Raw genomic sequence first — 19,490 nt, 5'->3', positions numbered from 1 at the left:
ATAAAAACGCCGGCAACCTTGCCGACGTCACACACTGAAAGATTCGTGAAACAGTAACAAGCTAGTAGTAACTGAGTTCTCCGCGGAGATCTTTTTGTACCAAGGTACGCAGGGTCTCAAACGGCAAGGACTGACTCAGCAGGAAATGAAGCTTTGCCAACGCCGCCTCTGGCGTCATGTCATAGCCGCTCAACACACCGGCGTCAGCCAATGCACAGCCTGTTGCGTAGCCGCCCATATTCACGCGTCCTGCCAAACATTGGGTCAAGTTAAGCACCAAGACACCCCTATCGGTGGCTTGTTTGAGCAAGTCCAACAGTTCGGGGTGCTGAGGCGCGTTGCCTACCCCAAAGGTTAACAAAATCATGGCATTCACTGGCTGCTTGAGTGCGTTTCTTACCACGTCCGGTGAGATGCCGGGATACATCATGATCACTGCAACCGGTTGATCATTGATGGTATGCACCTTAAAAGGGCCGGCGGAAGGCTGGTTGAGCTTATCTGCTTTTACTTCGATATGAATGCCGGCTTCAAGCAGCGCAGGCAGGTTAGGCGAAGTAAAGGCATTAAAGCCATCGGCATGGGATTTGGTGCTGCGATTGCCACGTAATAACTGATTATTGAAAAACAAGGTGACCTCATTCACCGGATAGTTAGCGGCAATATGAAGGGCATTGAGTAGGTTGGCTTGCCCGTCTGAGCGCAACTCTGCAATCGGAATTTGCGAGCCGGTCACGATCACGGGTTTTTCTAGGTTTTCCAGCATGAACGACAGGGCTGACGCAGTGTAAGCCATGGTGTCGGTACCATGTAAGATCACAAAGCCATCGTACTTGTGATAATTGTCGCCAATATCGTCCGCAATCCGTTGCCAATCCGTTGGCGTCATATCCGATGAATCAATGAGTGGTTGGTACTCATGAATAGTAAAAAGCGGCATTTCTGGACGATGGAATTCGGGCATCTTCTCCAACTGTTGTTGCAGAAAACCAGACACAGGGACATACCCATGATCGGACTTTTGCATGCCGATCGTGCCACCTGTGTAAGCGATATAAATGTGTTTACGTTCCATCATGTCAAATCTGCATTAAATGAGCGTGAGCACAGTATACATGTAACGATTACATCGATAACACCGAGCGACACACAGAATAGAAGAAAAACAGAGAAAAGCCCTGACTGTAGGGTCAGGGCGAGTCGATTTTATTGGTATTGGCAGTTCAAGCAGAATAAGTAACGCCCTTGGGGGTCGTTAAATTTTTCCAACAAGGTCAATGACTGCCACTGTGGTGACGACGCCAGTTGTTGAGCGATCGATGGCATGCTCGCCTGGACGGTTTTGCCAAGCACACTCGCACCTTGTCCGAGCACGTCGTTAATAAATTGCTCAAAGGGGGTGAGTGGCTGTTGCATCCAATCGAGCTGGTAGTCCTCAATCTCTGCGAGATCGGCGGCTGTTGATACCGCATCGTCAAAGTCACCCAGCTTATCCACTAAGCCGAGGTTCAGGGCGTCTTGCCCCGTCCAGACGCGGCCTTGCGCGACCTGATCGGCTTCTTCCATCGACATATTGCGGTGGTGACTGACGACCGAGAGGAAGCGGTGATAACCGTGCTCAATGCCAAGTTGCATGATGTCTCCCACCTCGTCAGGGAGCGCGCGAGTCAGTCCCACACCGGCAAACGGCGTGGTGCCGACACCATCAGACTGCACGCCGAGATCATCCAGCGTGTTCTCAAAGGTGGTGAATAGGCTGAAAATGCCAATCGAACCTGTGATCGTGGTAGGTTGGGCAATGATTTTATCGGCACTGGCCGATAGCCAATATCCCCCCGAGGCGGCTACGCTCGACATCGATACCACGACAGGTTTGCCGGCCTCACGCAATGCGTCTACCTCATTGCGAATGACTTCAGAGGCGAAAGCGCTGCCTCCCGGGCTATCAACACGCAGCACGACGGCTTTAACACTGTTGTCTAGGCGCGCATCGCGAAGCATTGCCGCGGTGGTATCGCCACCCACCGTCCCCGGACGTTGATGTCCGTCCATGATGGGGCCGCTGGCGACGACGACAGCAATGTTATTGTTGCCCGGCAAGCTAAAGCCACTTTGTATCTTCGGCAGGTAATCGTAATAACCTGTGTATTCAAAGCTGTCTTTGCCATCGCTCCCGAACTTATCGGCGAGATAGCGACGGATTTGCTGGCGCGTCATTAATTTATCGACGATCCCCACGTCCTTAGACAATGCGGCGAAGTCACCCTCGAAACGGCGTAATCGCGAGAGCAGTTGCTCAGCGCTGGGAGAGAGCATATTGGCTTGGATACCACGGTTCTTGGCGACATCACTCACATACGCCTGCCACAGCTGAGACAGCCAGGCTTGATTCGCCTCGCGGGCGGCATCAGACATGTTGTTGCGCGTGTAAGGCTCGACAAACGATTTATAGGTCCCCACACGGAACACATGGGTAGAGACGTCCAACTTATCGAGTAAGTCTTTCCAATACAGATTGTAGCTACCATAGCCTTGCAGCATCACCATGCCATCAGGCGACATTAGCACCTCATCAGCATAGCTAGCTAAATAGTACTGACTTTGGCTATAGGTGCCGCCAATGGCGATCACGGGTTTGCCGCTTTCTTTAAAGGTATTGATGGCTTTGGCGATATACCGCAGCTTGGTCAAGCTGGTGGACGGCATGTCGCCCAAGCTGAGCACAAGCCCATTGACCTGCTCGTCAGTGGCGGCATGGCGCACGGTGTCGACAATGTCAAACAACACATTTTCACGCTCAACCGGTTGACCGAGTGCGTTGCGCGATAGCGTATCAATTGGGCTAATACGTTGACGCTGCTCAACAATCGGGCCATCAATGTTCAGCAAGAGGGCGCGTGGCTCGGGCTCAGATTGAGCGACCTTGACCGATTCAGCGTCTTTTGGCGTCAAGGGGGTTTCCGACGTCAGCGCATAGTAGATGGCAACAATGACGCCTATGAAAAGGACGTTTAACAAAAGCTGCCGCGCGAAACTGAGCGCACGCCACAGCCATTTAAAAAGGGATGCAATAAAGCGGAACAGTTTTTTCATACTTGAGTCCATCGGTGCATGTCGCTGATATCCTAGCTGATCAGAGCCAAGAGCGATAGGTGCGAGCGATTATCGATATACGCCAATACTGGGTGAAAGTCCTACCCAGATCATAAATCGCGACACCATGTTGCTAACTTGTAAACGAATGTTTGAAATCACGTGTCTGTCAGCGCTATAGTCTGGTCAGACCACAAAACAATAAGTGAGCAAGCAATGGAACAGCACCCTTATCCCCACATGCTAGCCCCCCTCGATCTTGGGTTTACCACCCTAAAAAATCGCGTGCTAATGGGCTCTATGCATACTGGGCTTGAAGAAGCAAACGATGGTTTTAAAAAGCTAGCGGCCTTCTACGCCGAGCGTGCGAAAGGCGATGTAGGGTTGATTGTGACGGGTGGCTTCTCGCCCAATTTTCGCGGTCGTTTGACGCCATTTAGCGCCCAGTTCAGCTCTGGACGCGCGGCACGTGCACATCGTGCCATTACGGAAGCGGTCCATGCCCATGGCGGGAAAATTGCGCTTCAGCTTTTGCACGCGGGGCGTTATGCCTTTCATCCTTTCGCGCAAAGTGCATCAGCCATTCGCGCCCCCATCAGTAAATTTACCCCGTTTGAAATGAGTGAGCGGGCGATTTGGCGTACCATTAAAGCGTTTGGGCGTAGTGCTGCGCTTGCCCGCGAAGCGGGCTATGATGGCGTTGAGATCATGGGGTCGGAAGGCTACCTCATTAACCAATTTTTCTGTCACCGCGCCAACCGTCGTTACGACCAGTGGGGCGGAACGGTTGAAAATCGAATGCGCTTTGCCGTTGAAGTGATGCGCGCGGTGCGTCAGGCCGCTGGCGACGACTTTATCGTGATATTCCGCCTATCGATGCTGGATTTGGTCGAGCAAGGCAATACCTTCGAGGATGTGGTTGCCTTAGCGAAGGGCCTTGAACAAGCGGGCGTGACCATTATCAATACGGGGATCGGTTGGCATGAAGCCCGTGTACCCACCATTGCTACTCAGGTACCACGAGGTGCGTTTAGCTGGGTGACGGAAAAATTAAAAGGTGAAGTGTCGGTGCCCTTGGTGACCTGTAACCGCATCAATACGCCTGAGGTCGCTGAATCGATTTTGGCCAGCGGGCAGGCGGATATGGTGTCGATGGCGCGACCCTTTTTGGCCGACGCTGAGTTTGTCGCCAAGGCCAAGGCGGGGCAGCCGGATGATATTAATACCTGTATTGCTTGTAACCAAGCCTGTCTTGATCACGTATTTAAAGGAAAACGGGCAAGTTGCTTGGTGAATCCGAAAGCCTGTTACGAAACCGAACTGATCGCCACACCGGTCCGGCAAGTGAAACAGGTGGCGGTGATTGGGGGTGGCATGGCAGGGATTAGCTGTGCCACCGAGGCGGCCGAACGCGGCCACGATGTGACCTTGTTCGAAAAGTCGGATCGTCTAGGCGGGCAATTCAATTTGGCGATGGCCATTCCAGGAAAAGAAGAGTTTAAAGAAACGATTCGCTATTACCTCCGAAGGTTGGAAAAAGCGGGAGTGACGGTCAAACTCAATCAAACAGTGGATGTGGATACATTAAGTGCCTTTGATGACGTTGTGGTGGCGACAGGGGTGAAACCGCGTCGCCCTGCGATTGAAGGGATCGAGCATCCAAAGGTGATTGACTACCAAACCTTTATTCGTGACAACCCGGCCTTGGGTAGCCATGTCGCGATTATCGGCGCGGGAGGCATTGGAGTGGATGTTGCCACCATGATCACCGAGCCCAAGGATCAAAGCTTGGATGATTGGCTCAAAGAGTGGGGCATCGATAAAACCATTAGCCACGAAGGCGGCTTGTATCCTGGCCATGATACCCATAGCGATAAGCAGGTTTGGGTATTACAGCGCCGAGAAGGCCGAGTTGGCAAAGGGCCGGGCAAAACCACAGGCTGGATCCATCGTAAAACCTTGCAAAAACGGGGCGTGAATCTTGTGGGGGGGGTGACCTATCACAAAATTGATGATGAGGGACTACATGTAAGTATCAAAGACGAGGCGCACTTGATTCCTGCCACTCAGATCATCTTGTGTGCCGGGCAAGAGTCGGTTAATCAGCTTGCAGAGCAGTTGAAACAAGCTAATCTGTCCTATCACTTAATTGGTGGGGCAGAGCATGCGGGCGAGCTTGATGCGAAGCGTGCGATTCGCCAAGGGATTGAAACGGCGTTGGCGCTCTAAATCCATACACTTTGCACGATTTTATCCGTTTCAGGCTGTGTTAACCTGTGATCACCGAGTTATACATGGCCGTTTAACGGTAAAAAGGATGAATCATGGACGCACTTGAAATGCTCTTACAGCGCCGCTCGATACCGCGTCTCGCCGCGCCCGCACCGAGCGGTGACGTGCTTGAAAACATTATTCAAGCAGGGCTGCGCGCCCCTGATCATGGCGCGTTGACGCCGTGGCAATTTGTGATCTGCGAAGGTGAGGGGCTTACCCGGCTTTCCACTATTCTTGCCGACGCCGCACAAACTAATGGCGCGGATGAGGCGGCGATTGAAAAAGCGCGTAACGCCCCGCTTCGAGCGCCTATGGTGGTGGCAGTGATTGCCCGCACGCGTCCGCACGATAAGGTTCCTACCATTGAGCAACATATTTCGGCGGGATGTGCCACACAAGCGATGCAAATGGCCGCTGTCGCGCAGGGCTTTCAAGGGTTTTGGCGCACTGGCGCGTTTGCTTATCATCCTGCTGTGCGCGAAGCGCTGTCGGTAGAAGGTGACGATCAAATTGTCGGCTTTTTATACTTAGGGACGCCTGATTGCGCCCCAGCTAATGCTCCTAAGCGTGATACCAGTAAGTTTGTGACCTACCTGTAAACTAGGATAAATCGCGTTTACCTCGAAAAAACCTGTGCATATGTACAGGTTTTTTATTGCGCCCTGATCGGCCTTTGCATACCATGCGCTCAGCGACGGTTAAAAAGGCTTTGTCATGGCACGATTGTTTATAGCGGAAAAACCCAGTCTCGGGCGCGCGATTGCGGCGGGACTGCCTAAACCGCACAAAAATCACAAAGGGTACATCGAGACCGCTCAAGGCGATGTAGTGACCTGGTGTATCGGCCATTTGTTAGAGCAGGTTGAGCCGGATGCGTATGACAGCCGCTATAAAAAGTGGGATTTGGCTGATCTGCCGATTGTGCCTGAAAAATGGCAGCTCCGTCCTCGTCAAGCCGCCGCGGCGCAACTGGCAGTCGTCAAAAAACTGATCAAACAGTTTGATCAACTGGTGCACGCGGGTGATCCCGATCGAGAGGGGCAGTTGTTGGTTGATGAAGTGATTGACTACGCCAAGGTCAGTGCCAACAAAAAAGCTAACATTAAGCGCCTTTTAATCAGTGACTTAAACCTTTCTGCGGTGAAGAAAGCCCTCGCGCAACTGCAAGATAACAAAGCCTACATGCCACTGTCCGTATCGGCTTTAGCGCGTTCACGCGCCGACTGGTTGTATGGAATGAATCTGTCTCGCGCCTATACCTTGTTAGGGAAACAGGCCGGCTACCAAGGCGTGTTATCGGTTGGACGTGTGCAAACGCCAGTGTTAGGACTGGTGGTGCGCCGTGATCAGGCGATAGACAGTTTTGTACCTCACCCGTTTTTTCAACTGGATGCGATCATTGCTCATCCAGAGGGAGAGATACGGGCACGTTGGCAGCCCAGTGAAGCGTGCGCAAAGTGGCAAGATGAACAGGGACGCGTCCTGTCTCGTCCCTTGGCAGAGAACGTCGCACAACGCATCGCAGGACAAACCGCGACCGTCACTGAAGCGGAGCGTCAGCAACGTAAACAGGCCGCGCCGTTGCCGTACAACTTGTCGGCACTACAAATTGACGCTTCAAAGCGGTTTGGTTTTAGTGCACAAAAAGCACTGGATGTGTGCCAACAGCTTTACGAACGCCACAAACTGATCACTTATCCGCGCTCAGACTGTCGCTATTTGCCCAAAGGCCATTTCGCCGAGGCAAATAAGATACTCGGTGCCATTAAGCAAGGCTGTGAGACGCTTAGCCAAGCATGTGAGGGAGCTGATACCAAGCGCAAAGGTAAGGCATGGAACGACAGTAAAGTAGGGGCTCACCATGCAATTATTCCCACAGCGAAAGTCGCGCCGACAAGCTTGTCAGCCGATGAAGCAAAGATTTATCAGCTCATCGCGCGCCAATACGTGATGCAGTTTTACCCGGCCGCTGAATACGCAGAAGGGAAGCTCATCTTTGATATCGCAGGTGGGTGTTTTATTGCCAAAGGGAAGGTGCTGACGTTGGCCGGCTGGCGTGCTTTGTTGCCGACAAATAACACCGCTGACAGCGACGCGGCTCCCTTGCCACTAATGGAGAAAGGCGAACAAGGACGCTGTGAACGCGGTGAGATTAAAGATTGCATGACAGAGCCGCCGGCGGCGTTTACGGAATCCACGCTGCTGCAGGCGATGACAGGCATTGGTCGCTATGTACAAAACAAAGCGCTGAAAGAGATATTGCGCGAGACCGACGGCTTAGGCACTGAAGCCACCCGTGCCGGTATTATTGAGTTATTGGTGAAACGTGGCTTATTAACGCGGCAAGGAAAGACGTTGCACGCTAGCGCCAGTGGTAAAGGGCTTATCGCGGCGCTGCCAGACAGTGCCACCTATCCGGATATGACCGCGGATTGGGAGCGGCAACTGCAAGATATGGCGGATCGTCAGTGTGCGTATCACCCTTTTATGCAAGAATTAACGGCACAAGTGACAGGCTTAATTGAAACCGTAAAAACATCGCCCCCACCGGCCTCGTTAAGCGATTTGCCTGCCGCCCCCACTAAATCGTTCGCGCGCAAAGGGCGGCGCACGTCCGGCTACCGAAAACGGACAGCGAAAGCAAAGCCGGCAGCTAATACAAAGTCAACGGCGACATCAGCGCGCGCCACGAAAGCGAGACGCAAAGCCGCAAAATAATGTTGTTGGTGCGGTACGCCATATTACCACCACTATGGCGACAGCTTGCATGTGAAGCATGTGGCGAGCAAACGTACAAGGTGACCTGTTAGAACGCATACGCGGCGATGCAGCCGATCAAGGTCATCACAAACAAGAAGGCTTTCAGCACCTTGGGGCTGGCGGAAATGGCAAAGCGAACGGCCACTCGTGCGCCCAACATGGTGCCAATGGCTAAAATCAGCCCTGGTACCCAGCGCACCAGATCATCGGCAATAAACACCACTAAAGATAAGCTGGTGAAGGCGAGCGTACAGGCCAGCTTGAGCGCATTGCCACGCACTAGGTCGTAGTGAAGCGTGCCGCAAAGGGCTGCCAGTAGTACAAATCCTACCCCGGCTTGCACGAAGCCGCCATAGAAGCCTGCCAGCAAGAGACCCAACCAAGCCATGGGGGTATCTTTAACGCGCTTCGTTGGTGTTCCCTCTGGAGGGCCAAAGGTCGCCGGTTTAATCAGCATCACTAGCGTCATGGTCAGCAAAGTGCCAAGCAACAAGGGTTTCACCCAGCTTGCCGGTAGCCAAGCGGCAGCTAATGCGCCGCAAAGGCCACCGAGTAAATTGGGGAGTAAAACGGGGACAATGTCTTGTGTCTCCAACTTATTGTGGTGGCGAAAGCCTGACATGCCAGATACACACTGTAACCAAACCGCCACACGGTTGGTGGCGTTGGCGACATCAGCTGGCATGCCCATCACCATTAACGCAGGTAAGGTCAAGTTCGAGCCACCGCCCGCTAATGTATTAATGATCCCCGCGATCAGTCCTAAGCTGACCAGTAGCAGACCATACTCGAGGGTCATTGCCATGCACACTCCTTGTTTAGCATCGCTGCGTTGGTGTGGTTACCTTGAGTGAAAGGGGTAACCGCTTGATAGAAAAGCCCCATCAAGCATACTGTTTATGCGCAATGTTGTGAAACCTAATAGTAATACTGGCGAATCTGTTCACGCCCTTTATAATCACGTGCTACACCTGAAGTTTGGTTATTTTCGCCCTATTAGTCGTGCGAAATAAGGTTATATCACGTCATGCAGCAAGCTGTTCCATCCGCGCTTGATAAAGTTGCGCGCCGCTCCGCGCGAGTGGGGTTTGTTTATAATGTGCTTATCTCCATCATGGTCTTTGCTTTCTCTGTGGTCTCGGTGGAGTTTTGGCTTTACCAGCAAGCGCATGACCAAGAGGTGAAAGAAGTGCAGCGTGCGCTATTGGCCTATCGCTCTCGTATTGAGCTGAAAGTGACGCAGAATTTGGATTTAAGCCACGGGCTTGCCACCTACATCAGCCTTAACCCGGATTTGGACCAAGAGGATTTTTCTCAGTTTGCGGGCCAGCTTCAAGACAAAACCCCCTATATTCTTAATTTTGGTGCCGCGCGAAACTGGGTGATCAGCCACGTTTACCCCAACACGTTAGAAACTTCCGTATTGGGTACCCATTATCATGATATTCCCGAGCAACTAGAGAGTGTTCGTGCCGCCTATGGCTCGAGACAGCCGGTCATCTCCGGCCCTGTTGAGCTTATACAAGGCGGGACGGCGTTGATTGCCAGGCAGTCAATCGTTAACCAAAACACCGGTCTGCCTTGGGGGGTGTTATCCACGGTGTTAGATATTGATGGTTTGTTCTCCGCCAGTTTTAAGCAAGGTGAAAACTATCCTGTCCGCGCGGTATTACAAGAAAAACGCGAATCTGACCAAGTGTTTACCACGGTTTATGGTGACACGTCAGTACTCAGCCAGTCGCCTGAGACGGTCACGGTCAATTTGCCCTCGGGGGATTGGCGTTTATTGGGGGTACCGCAATCGGGGTGGAAAGGGTTGCATCCTCACCCCACGGTCTGGGTTGTGGGTACAATTATTTTGCTTTTTTGGCTGGGTGGCCTGTATGGCCGTTACAATGCGGGGCGCAGTTTTGCCCAATCGATCGGGCGTGTGGTGGATGATAGCTACCGCTTTAGAAGCATTTTTAAACGTCACGATGCGGTGATGATGCTCCTCGATGCGAAAACGGGCGATATTCTTGATGCCAATGACAGTGCGCAGCAGTTCTATGGCTATGACCATGCTGCTCTGACGTCGATGCAGATCAGTGATATCAATACCCAAACCGATAGTGTCCTCAGAGAAAGCCTCTCGCAGGCACAACAGCGCGCGAAAAATTGTTTTATCTTCTCACATCGGCTGAAAAGTGGTGAGGTGCGGCAAGTGGAAGTTCATTCTTCACCGATCACCATTGGTCATGCCAAGCTGCTTTTTTCTGTGATTCATGATGTGTCAGAACGTCTTGAAGTAGAGAGAAAGCTGATGCTGAATGCAAAAATTTTCGAGCAGTCCAGTGAAGGGGTGTTGATTACCGATGCGACGGGAAGGATCGTGACGGTAAATGGTGGCTTTAGTGCGATTACCGGGTATCAAGAGGAAGAAGTGCTTGGTGCCACGCCGGCCATTTTGAACTCTGGACGTCATGACAAATCGTTTTTCGCTGAAATGTGGCAGCAAATTACCGACCACGGGCGGTGGAAAGGCGAAATATGGAATCGGCGCAAAGATGGCGTAGTGTATCCCCAGCTACTCTCTATCAGCGTGGTGAGAGATGAGGCTGACAATGTGGTCAATTATATTGGGGTGTTCTCGGATATCACTAAGCTGAAAGATTCAGAGAAAAAACTGATTGATTTGGCCCATTACGACGCGCTAACCGAGCTACCGAACCGCCTGTTGTTAACGTCCCGCGTTCGTCAAGCGATGAATAGGCAGTCCGTTCAGCGCAATCAGATCGCTTTGATGTTTCTGGATCTCGACCAGTTTAAGTTCGTCAATGACAGCCATGGCCATGCGGTGGGCGATGAGTTGTTGAAGTTGGTCAGTGAGCGCTTACATGGCTTGCTCGAGGAAGGCGACACCTTGGCGCGTTTAGGGGGCGACGAGTTTGTTATCCTGCGTTTGGTTCATACTGATAACACGGCGTGTATTCGCTTGTCAGAAGATGTGATCCATGCCATGAATCGTTTGTTTGTCCTCGATGGCGGCATTGATGCACAAATTGGGGTAAGCATAGGTATTGCGCACTACCCAGACGATACGTCAAGTACCGAAGAGCTCCTTACGTTCGCCGATTCAGCCATGTATCACGCCAAAAAGTCGGGCCGCAATACCTATGCGTTCTATGATGATGCGTTAACCATTAATGCCAACCATAAACTACGTTTAGCGGTGGAGTTACGCCAATGTGTACAAAACAATGAACTGGCGCTTTATTATCAGCCACAAGTGGATCTGGTGACGGGGCAAATCATTGGTGTCGAGGCGTTACTGCGCTGGCATCATCCCGAACGTGGCTTGCTGTCTCCTATTCATTTTATCGAGGTCGCGGAAGAGCGCTCAATCATTCATGATATTACCCGATGGGTGGTGGAAACCGGTTGCCAGCAATTAAAAGCGTGGCATGATGCGGGTGCGCCGATCTCCATGGCCGTAAACATCTCTCCCCGTAACCTTGCTGACGTCACTTTTGTCCAAGTAGTGGCTGAGGCATTAGATAAAACCGGCGCGGATCCGCGCTTTTTAGAATTAGAGATCACAGAAAATACCTTGATCGAAAACCAAGCCAATGCGTTACGTGTTCTCGAACAGTTGCGTGAAAAGGGGGTTGGGATAGCGATCGATGATTTTGGTACCGGCTATTCGTCCATGGCGTACCTAAAACGTTATCCGATCTCGAAGCTAAAAATTGACCGTCACTTTATCAAAGATATTCAAAGCCAATCGCCCGATGAAGAAGAGGTTGCCATTGTTTCAGCAATGATAGCGATGGCGGATAGTCTCGGGATCGGCGTGGTGGCGGAAGGAATTGAAACGCTACATCAACAAGCCATACTGCATGAGCTTGGCTGCACCTTTGGGCAAGGTTATTTATATCGTCGTCCAGCCCCTGCTGCCGATATTGGCGAGCTTTTGGGTGTGGAGAATGATTGATGTTTCACCATGCTGTTGCTGATCAAACGGTTGCCGATTAAACAGAGCAATGACTGACTTGACTCATCCTTGGATGGTCATGGCTCACATTTTTAGGGCGCAGACGCAGGAATGATGTCAATCGCTTGCGGGTTTTTTACCCTAAAAGAAAATCGCAAGGAGCACGATCATGACCCCTGTATTTACTTGGCAGCGGCTCGCTATCGCGATAGCCGCGTCGCTCTCAATGACAGCCGCAGCCTCTCCTCATATCACGGTGACCACCTCAACCACACAAGCTGATAAACCACTTGATGTAGACGCACCAGCGGTCTTCGCATTGGGAAAGAACACTTACCAAATCACCGTGGATGGCGTTGAGGGGGACTGCCAAGCCGATACGCCAAACAAAGCCAAGTTTAATACGCCGATACCGCTTGAGTGCGATACGGCCAGCACCTTTGATCTCACCATTCGCTTTGCTGGTGACTATGGCTTTTATTATCAAGCGGATACGCGCACATTACGGGTAAAGCGTGAGCCAAAAAAGACGGCCTCGACCTTTAAGCGGCCTTTGCCAGATGTGCAATGCCAGCAGTATCAAGGCGGGCCGGTTACTCTGCAACTGGGCGATAGCTTTGCCGAAGGGACCCGTCTAAAAGAAGCGCTCAGTGGCCAGGTGGTGCGTGTAAAGGATCACAGTGTCACGCTGACGCCGGCACCGAACAGTGGTGGCTTGGTACTCTTAGCCCCGGTTGACGCGCCTTCTCCTACGTTTAGCTACCGGAATGCCAATATCTATTTTGTGATGGTGGACAGGTTTAACAATGGCGATCCGAGCAATGATCACAGTTATGGACGCCATCAAGATAACGCACAGAACATCGGCACCTTTCATGGCGGAGATCTGCAAGGGGTGATCGATAAACTGGATTATATCCAGTCGCTCGGCACAGATGTGATTTGGTTGTCGCCGATTGTCGAGCAAGTCCATGGCTTTGTGGGCGGTGGGAGCAAGGGCAGCTTTCCTTTTTATGCCTATCATGGCTACTGGTCACGTGACTTTACCCAAGTAGACAAAAACTTTGGTGATGACACTGTACTCAAAACCCTCATGGATGAAGCCCACCAGCGCGGCCTGAAAGTGTTTCTTGACGCTGTGGTTAATCACCCAGGTTATGCCACGCTCGCGGACTTACAGCAAGATGGGATTAACGTCGTCAATGACGCTGAGTTGCCAGAAAAATGGCAAGATTGGCAGCCCGATAAGGGGCAAAGTTGGCATGACTTCCATCAGGCCATTGACTACAAGAGCACCCACTGGCACCAATGGTGGGGCAAAGACTGGGTGCGAGCTGGGTTACCTGGTTATGATCAGCCCGGCAGCAGTGATAAAACCCTGACACTGGCTGGGCTACCCGACTTTAAAACGGAATCCGATCAGCCAGTGACGCCACCGCAATGGTTGCTCAACAACCCAGGTACTCGCGTTGAAGCGCGCGATAACTATACCGTGAGTGATTACTTACTGGAATGGCAAACCCAATGGGTAGAGCGTTTCGGTATTGATGGTTTTCGGGTGGATACGGTCAAGCATGTCGATGGCGAGGTATGGCGAGCATTGAAATCGCAAGCCTCGGCGGCGTTAGAGACGTGGCGGCATCAGCATGGCAAAACGGGAGAGCCGTTTTGGATGATGGGAGAAGTGTGGGGCCACCGTGCTTATCGCAGCCCTTATTTTGACCAAGGCTTTGATGCCTTGATTAATTTCGATTTGCAAAAGCAGATGGACAAGGGAGCGTATTGCCTCAGTGAAATGCAAGACACTTATCAAGCGTATGCTGACACCATGGCAAAAGAGGGCGATTTCATTCCGGTAAGCTATATGTCGTCCCATGATACTGAGCTTTTTTTCAGTCGCTTTAAAGACGCCAGCATGCAGCGTGGTGCCGCTAACGCACTCTTGCTGGCGCCCGGTGCGGTACAAGTGTTCTATGGTGATGAAGTCGGGCGTGACTTGGGTCCTTACGGAGACGATTTCCATCAAGGTACCCGTTCAGACATGATATGGCAGCGCAATGATATGCAAACAGATTTGCTAAACCATTGGCGTAAAGTAGGCCAGTTTAGGCAAGATCACCCGGCGATTGGGGCAGGTACGCACCAAGTCATCCCCCAAGCGGGGGCCTATGTGTTTTCTCGTCAACGCGGCGAAGATACCGTGGTTGCGGCATTTGTCGGGCGGCAAGCGAAGTAACCGCCTTTAATGCGCACACACGAAAAAACCCACCGTTCGATGAACGGTGGGCTTAAATATTGGTCGGTCTGACTGGATTTGAACCAGCGACCCCTGACACCCCATGACAGTGCGCTACCAGACTGCGCTACAGACCGACTAAGCGCTATATTACGAATCGGCCTAGTGGGTGTCAATTGCCAAGGGGCATTGTTTTTCGGTTTTTCAACCGTTTGGCTATTAAAGCGTCAACCCACCGTAGCGATGTGACATTTTACTCTGCCTCTTGCTCATCACGACGACGGCTCTTCGGGATAATAAAAGCGTTTCAGTTCATGCATCACTTGCATCAGCAGTGACAACTGCGGTTTCCCCTCTGGCAACGGTGTATAGTGCTTATCAAACACCTTATAGTTGCCAAACTTATCCACCACGGTGGTTTTTTGCGGTTGTACCACCACGATATCTCGGCTATCGCCGGCGAGCACCCACTTGCGTGGACGGTTTTTAAGCTCGAACAAGTTGGTTCCACTGCTATACGTCTCCGCCGGAGAGCTGACCGATAACATGGATTCCATCAATGTGGGGGCCACATCTAGGTGGCTACTATAATGCGCAGTTTGCTCCGCATTTTGGTTGGGCCAATGCATAATCATGGGCACTTGTAACTGATATCGGCTGTAGTTTGAGTTTGAGCCCCAACTGTTGAGTCCGGTCTCGTTAAACTCCATCCCGTGATTGGCGGTGATCATCACCACGGTATTGTCCAATTGCCCTGACTGGCCTAGATGCTCAAGCAAGCGGCCAAGTTGGTCATCGACATAATGCGCGGCGTTGTTGTAGCTGTTTTTTAATACCAAGCTTGTCTGAGTATCGACCCCTGCCATGGCGCTATCCAGTGCCGGTTGAAAAGGCTGTGGGTAGTCACCACCTTGCTCGTATTCATTCACGGTTGCTAATTCTAGGTAACCAAACCATGGCTTGTCGGTTTCGCGACTTCCCAGCCAGTTTTGCATCGTGCTGACGGCCTCGGCATCGGCTTGCCAAGCGGGTTTGTCCGATTGACTATCGCGTTCAAGCGCTTGGCTGAAAATACTTTGATAATAAATGGGATTGGCAAAATGATCGCCACTAAACAACCCCAGTTGATAATCACGCTGTTTGAGTGTTTCTATCAGTACCGGACGCAGCCCCTCGGTACGGGCGCTTTGCGCATAACTGCCAGGCAAGCCGTAGAAAAAGCCAAACAACCCCGCCATGTCGTCATTGCTGCTGCTAAAGTGATTTTTAAACCACAGGTTTTGATTAGCAAACTGGTGGAGGTGAGGCATGGTGACTGGGTTTACCATATCCGCACGCAGTCCCTCTACCATCACCATCAGTAAGTTTTTCTGGTATTTGTTGGCATCTGGCGCAAAGGCAAGCGGCTGAAGAGGGTACCGGATCACTTCGCTGGTTTCTTGTCCACGTTGTTCACGCAAACGTTGGTACTCTTGCCTGTCGAGCAAGCCGTACTTTTCCATAAAGGTTTTCGCAGTCATTGGATAGGAGACCGGGAAGGTAGAGCGCTGTGCGGTGACCGGGCTATATATGAAGGCGTCCGCCCAAATATGGATAAGATGGCTAGAGATAAAGCAAAGCGCAAAGACGGTAGCCACGGGGATACCAATCCGTTTACGCGTCAGTTTACGCAGTTTGCGCCACACCCATTCGGCAATAATCAACTCTAAGATGAAAATAGCAGGCACGGCAATAAACAAGTACTGCCAATGCGCATTCATATCGGTTTTTTCGCCGCTTAACAGCAGCTCCCACACCAGCGGGTTAAGATGAAGGTGCAGGGTTTGGTAGGCGTAAATATCGAGCAGCAGCACCATCATCCCGACAGTGGCAACCAGTACGGCAAACAGTCGCATTAACCGCTGGGAGGGGATAAGAAAACTGGCCGGGAAAATAATCAGAATATAAAGCGCAAACACCAGAAAGCCAAAGTGTCCAACCCAGTTGAATACCAAGTAGCTTTGCCCTAATAGGGTTTCAGGCCATCCCGATTGGCTGATGTAGCGCGTGCCCAGCAACATAGCGGCAATGATGTTAAAAAAGCTAAACCAATGCCCCCAACTGATAAGCTGGGATACTTTGTCACGATACGATGTTCCGCTATCAACCATACAAATTTATTCTTCTCTTATTAGCGACTGCTGCTTTATGCATTATTGCTTATCGATAGATGCCATTAATGCCTGGGCAAACTTGTCGGCAAATGCCTGGCGTTGGGCGGCAGGGATATTGTGATTAAGGATGTTGGTGGCGACATTCCCGATCACCATCAGCGATAAATCTGTCGATGCATCGTGTTGCTCTAACACGTTGACAACATCGTTGATAATACGTTCCACTTGCTCGTCGTCATATTTTGAAGTTACAGGCATAAATTCGTCTTTTATTCTTAAAACCAAAGCAGCGTATAATAACTCACACTTTAGTCTTACTGAAAATCTTTTCAATCATGACCCTCACGCTTTCTAACGTAATATTGCATCAAATCGTTAAGCAAGATGATGATTCGCTTAACGTTCACCTTCGAGACGGCCCGTTGCCGCTGACTGAGCAGACCGAAAACCTGATGGGAGACATTCATCGGGTTTATCATGCAAAAGCAGGCAAAGGGTTTGCTTTGTTTGACACCGAGAGTGACTTCCAGCAGTGGTTAAAGGCTTATCGTACCGGTGAACTCGACTTTCAAGCCTTGTCCGAAAAAGCGGTGGAGCGCTTGCGTGCTGAACTAGCCAAATACCCTTTTGCCGATAATGGCACCCTGGTGATGGCGCACTACCGAGCGCTCGCGACGGATTATCTGTTTATCGGCGTGCTTGAGTCCAAGCACAGTTTACGCGTCACCGATGAGTTGGAGGTAAATGCCACCGAGTATCTCGATGTGAGCAAGATGGATATCGCTGCGCGCATTGACTTATCGACGTGGGAGACGGACGCCGAGTCAAACCGTTACCTTTCCTTTATCAAAGGCCGCGTGGGGCGCAAAGTCGCTGACTTCTTCCTCGACTTTCTACAAGCGGAAGTGGGAATGGATAGCAAGCAGCAAAACCAGGTGCTGATGCAAGCGGTAGAAGACTACTGCGACGATGCTCGCCTCGACAAGGAAGAAAAGAATAACTATCGCAAACAAGTTTTTGATTATTGTAATGATCAGCTTAAAGCGGGCGATGAGGTGGTGGTGAAAGAGCTGGCGGGCGAGTTGCCGGCCACCCCCGAAGGCACTGACTTTTATCAGTATGCTAACCAGCAAGGGTATGAGCTTGAAGAGCAGTTCCCGGCTGACAGAACCACGATGCGAAAGCTCACTAAGTTTGTCGGGGCCGGTGGCGGTTTGTCGGTAAACTTTGATGCCATGCTGTTGGGGGAGCGTGTGTTTTATGATCCAGAGACAGATACGCTGACCATAAAAGGCACGCCGCCGAACTTGCGCGACCAGCTTCAGCGCCGCTTGTCGAGTCGAGATGACGACTAGCGTCTAAATCACTGGCCTTGGTTGGGTCAGGTTTATCTTGATGATAAAAAGCGGGACACCTGATGGTGTCCCGCTTGTTTCTTTACTTTGCCTCGTGCCGTGTTCGCAACAAAACCTTATCGGCGTTTTTATGCGCGCTCGGGCTGAGCGTCTAGGGTCGCAGCGTCATCAGTCTGCACGGTTTGTGCTGGATCGACTTTATCAACAAACCAACCCATATAGCTGGTCACGATAGTCACAGCGATACAAACAAAGCTTAGCCACATAAACGGCGCATACGACAAGGTGGCGACCCCTAAGATGCTTGCCATATAAATGCCGTTGTCACTCCAAGGCACCATCCCGGATGTCAAGGTACCACCGAACTCGGCGTTACGTGACAAGTTCTTACGCTGATAACCCAAGCGGTCGTAGTTTTTCGCACAAATTTTGGGGGTCAGTATCAGTGACACGTACATCGCTGAGCCAAAAATGTTGCCCATAAAGGCTGTGCCGATGGTGGAGGTGGCCAAGCTTCCAGCACTGTTGACGCGACGCTCAAAGAGGCTGGCGATGGTATGGAGGACGCCCACTTTTTCCAGTAACCCGCCAAAGCCGAGACCAAATACAATCACTGCCACAGACCCAAGCATCGACGACATGCCGCCACGATTGAGAATGGCATCAATGAAATCTACCCCTGATGCGACAGAGAACGGGGCCCAAGCGGTGTTAATCGCCGAAACGGGAGCCATGTCTTGCAACATCACTGCCCACACCACGCCCAGTAGTGAGCCAAAGCTGATCACTGGGAAGGATGGAAGGCGCATGGCGAGCAGCGCGAGTACGATGAGCACAGGAATAAATGACGTCGGGGTGATCACAAACTGATCCTGCATCGCCTGTTTCACCATTTCTACCTGGCTCATATCGACATTGCCGGCGTAGTGCCAGCCGACCAGGGTAAATAGAATGCCGGTAATGATGTAGCTAATAAGCGCAATCGGAAGCATACCTTTAATATGCTCGACAATTTCCACGCCTGACATGGATGAAGCCAGGATCACCGAATCAGACAGCGGGGACATTTTGTCGCCGAAATAACAGCCAGAGAGCACCGCACCCGCGGTCATTGGTGCGGGGATCCCAAGGCCTTGGCCAATCCCCATCATCGCAATCCCCGCGGTACCCGCCGCGCCCCAAGAGGTCCCCGTCGCCAAAGCGGTTAACGAGCAAATCAACATGGTCGCTAAAAGGAAGATAGAAGGATGGATAGCTTTCAGACCATAGTAAATAATAGTGGGGACAATGCCGCCGGCAATCCAGGTACCCACGAGTGCGCCCACGGAAAGGAGAATTAACACCGCGCCAAGGCCGTTGGAAATGCCTTTGGTCGCTGCCGACTCAAGATCTTTGTATTGATGGCCTAATTTGAGCCCCAAGCCCATGATCACAAACCAGCCAATAAACAGTGCCAGTTGGATAGGTAAATCGAGTTTTGCGGTAAACGAAAACGCGAGCGCCAAAAATGCACCCAGCGCTAGAATGACCTGAACGATGGATGGTAATCGAATTTGATGTGTTGTCATAACTGAACCTTCTTCACGTCGCACTCGGTGACAACCGATAGGGCGAACGTATCAATATCATTATCGGAAGGTGGATCG

12 protein-coding genes and 1 tRNA gene are annotated in these 19,490 nt (G+C 51.5%); 6 read left to right on the top strand and 7 right to left on the bottom strand.

The window, feature by feature from the left end; translation table 11 throughout:
* Positions 1-61: 61 nt before the first annotated feature.
* Positions 62-1,075: an asparaginase gene (gene ansA / locus BGL48_RS07185; RefSeq protein ID WP_069362070.1), complete on the bottom strand. Its 1,014-nt coding sequence runs from the start codon at positions 1,073-1,075 to the stop codon at positions 62-64.
* Positions 1,076-1,206: 131 nt separating this feature from the next.
* Positions 1,207-3,093, bottom strand: coding sequence for a signal peptide peptidase SppA (gene sppA / locus BGL48_RS07180; RefSeq protein ID WP_069362021.1), 1,887 nt, complete (start codon positions 3,091-3,093; stop codon positions 1,207-1,209).
* Positions 3,094-3,309: 216 nt separating this feature from the next.
* Between sppA and BGL48_RS07175 the strand changes: the two genes are divergently transcribed.
* The 3 genes from BGL48_RS07175 (at position 3,310) to BGL48_RS07165 (ending at position 8,085) form a co-directional block, all read left to right on the top strand.
* The gene (locus BGL48_RS07175; RefSeq protein ID WP_069362020.1) at positions 3,310-5,322 is read left to right on the top strand and encodes an NADPH-dependent 2,4-dienoyl-CoA reductase; all 2,013 of its coding nucleotides are present in this window, start codon (positions 3,310-3,312) and stop codon (positions 5,320-5,322) included.
* Between the two features lie 95 nt (positions 5,323-5,417).
* Positions 5,418-5,966 carry an NAD(P)H nitroreductase gene (locus BGL48_RS07170; protein WP_069362019.1) on the top strand — a complete coding sequence of 183 codons (549 nt, stop codon included), beginning with the start codon at positions 5,418-5,420 and terminating at the stop codon, positions 5,964-5,966.
* 115 nt (positions 5,967-6,081) lie between these two features.
* On the top strand, positions 6,082-8,085 hold the full coding sequence (locus BGL48_RS07165; protein ID WP_069362018.1) for a DNA topoisomerase III: 2,004 nt from the start codon (positions 6,082-6,084) through the stop codon (positions 8,083-8,085).
* An 88-nt stretch (positions 8,086-8,173) separates the two neighbouring features.
* Here the strand turns inward: BGL48_RS07165 and BGL48_RS07160 are convergent, their stop codons facing one another.
* Positions 8,174-8,932, bottom strand: coding sequence for a sulfite exporter TauE/SafE family protein (locus tag BGL48_RS07160; protein WP_069362017.1), 759 nt, complete (start codon positions 8,930-8,932; stop codon positions 8,174-8,176).
* A 222-nt stretch (positions 8,933-9,154) separates the two neighbouring features.
* Here BGL48_RS07160 and BGL48_RS07155 point away from each other — a divergent pair, with 222 nt between their 5' ends.
* Both BGL48_RS07155 and BGL48_RS07150 read left to right on the top strand, forming a co-directional pair.
* Positions 9,155-12,100, top strand: coding sequence for a bifunctional diguanylate cyclase/phosphodiesterase (locus tag BGL48_RS07155; protein ID WP_069362016.1), 2,946 nt, complete (start codon positions 9,155-9,157; stop codon positions 12,098-12,100).
* 169 nt (positions 12,101-12,269) lie between these two features.
* On the top strand, positions 12,270-14,336 hold the full coding sequence (locus tag BGL48_RS07150; RefSeq protein WP_069362015.1) for an alpha-amylase: 2,067 nt from the start codon (positions 12,270-12,272) through the stop codon (positions 14,334-14,336).
* A gap of 60 nt (positions 14,337-14,396) precedes the next feature.
* Here the strand turns inward: BGL48_RS07150 and BGL48_RS07145 are convergent.
* The 3 genes from BGL48_RS07145 to BGL48_RS07135 all read right to left on the bottom strand — a co-directional run bounded on the left by BGL48_RS07145 (position 14,397) and on the right by BGL48_RS07135 (position 16,747).
* Positions 14,397-14,473, bottom strand: a tRNA-Pro gene (locus BGL48_RS07145).
* 135 nt (positions 14,474-14,608) lie between these two features.
* Positions 14,609-16,486: a DUF3413 domain-containing protein gene (locus BGL48_RS07140; protein WP_069362014.1), complete on the bottom strand. Its 1,878-nt coding sequence runs from the start codon at positions 16,484-16,486 to the stop codon at positions 14,609-14,611.
* 42 nt (positions 16,487-16,528) lie between these two features.
* Positions 16,529-16,747 (bottom strand): YejL family protein, encoded by a 219-nt coding sequence (locus BGL48_RS07135; RefSeq protein ID WP_069362013.1) that lies wholly within the window; start codon positions 16,745-16,747, stop codon positions 16,529-16,531.
* A gap of 77 nt (positions 16,748-16,824) precedes the next feature.
* Here BGL48_RS07135 and yejK point away from each other — a divergent pair, with 77 nt between their 5' ends.
* Entirely contained in the window at positions 16,825-17,844 is a 1,020-nt protein-coding gene (gene yejK, locus BGL48_RS07130; RefSeq protein WP_069362012.1) for a nucleoid-associated protein YejK, read from the top strand.
* Positions 17,845-17,972: 128 nt separating this feature from the next.
* Here the strand turns inward: yejK and nhaC are convergent, their stop codons facing one another.
* Positions 17,973-19,412, bottom strand: coding sequence for a Na+/H+ antiporter NhaC (gene nhaC / locus BGL48_RS07125; RefSeq protein ID WP_069362011.1), 1,440 nt, complete (start codon positions 19,410-19,412; stop codon positions 17,973-17,975).
* Positions 19,413-19,490: the final 78 nt, after the last annotated feature.

The sequence above is a fragment of the Salinivibrio sp. SS3 genome, assembly GCF_001722105.1.
Taxonomy (GTDB): Bacteria; Pseudomonadota; Gammaproteobacteria; order Enterobacterales; family Vibrionaceae; genus Salinivibrio; species Salinivibrio kushneri.
The sequence above is the reverse complement of the archived record's forward strand: the minus strand, read 5'-3'. Positions and strand labels throughout refer to the sequence as shown.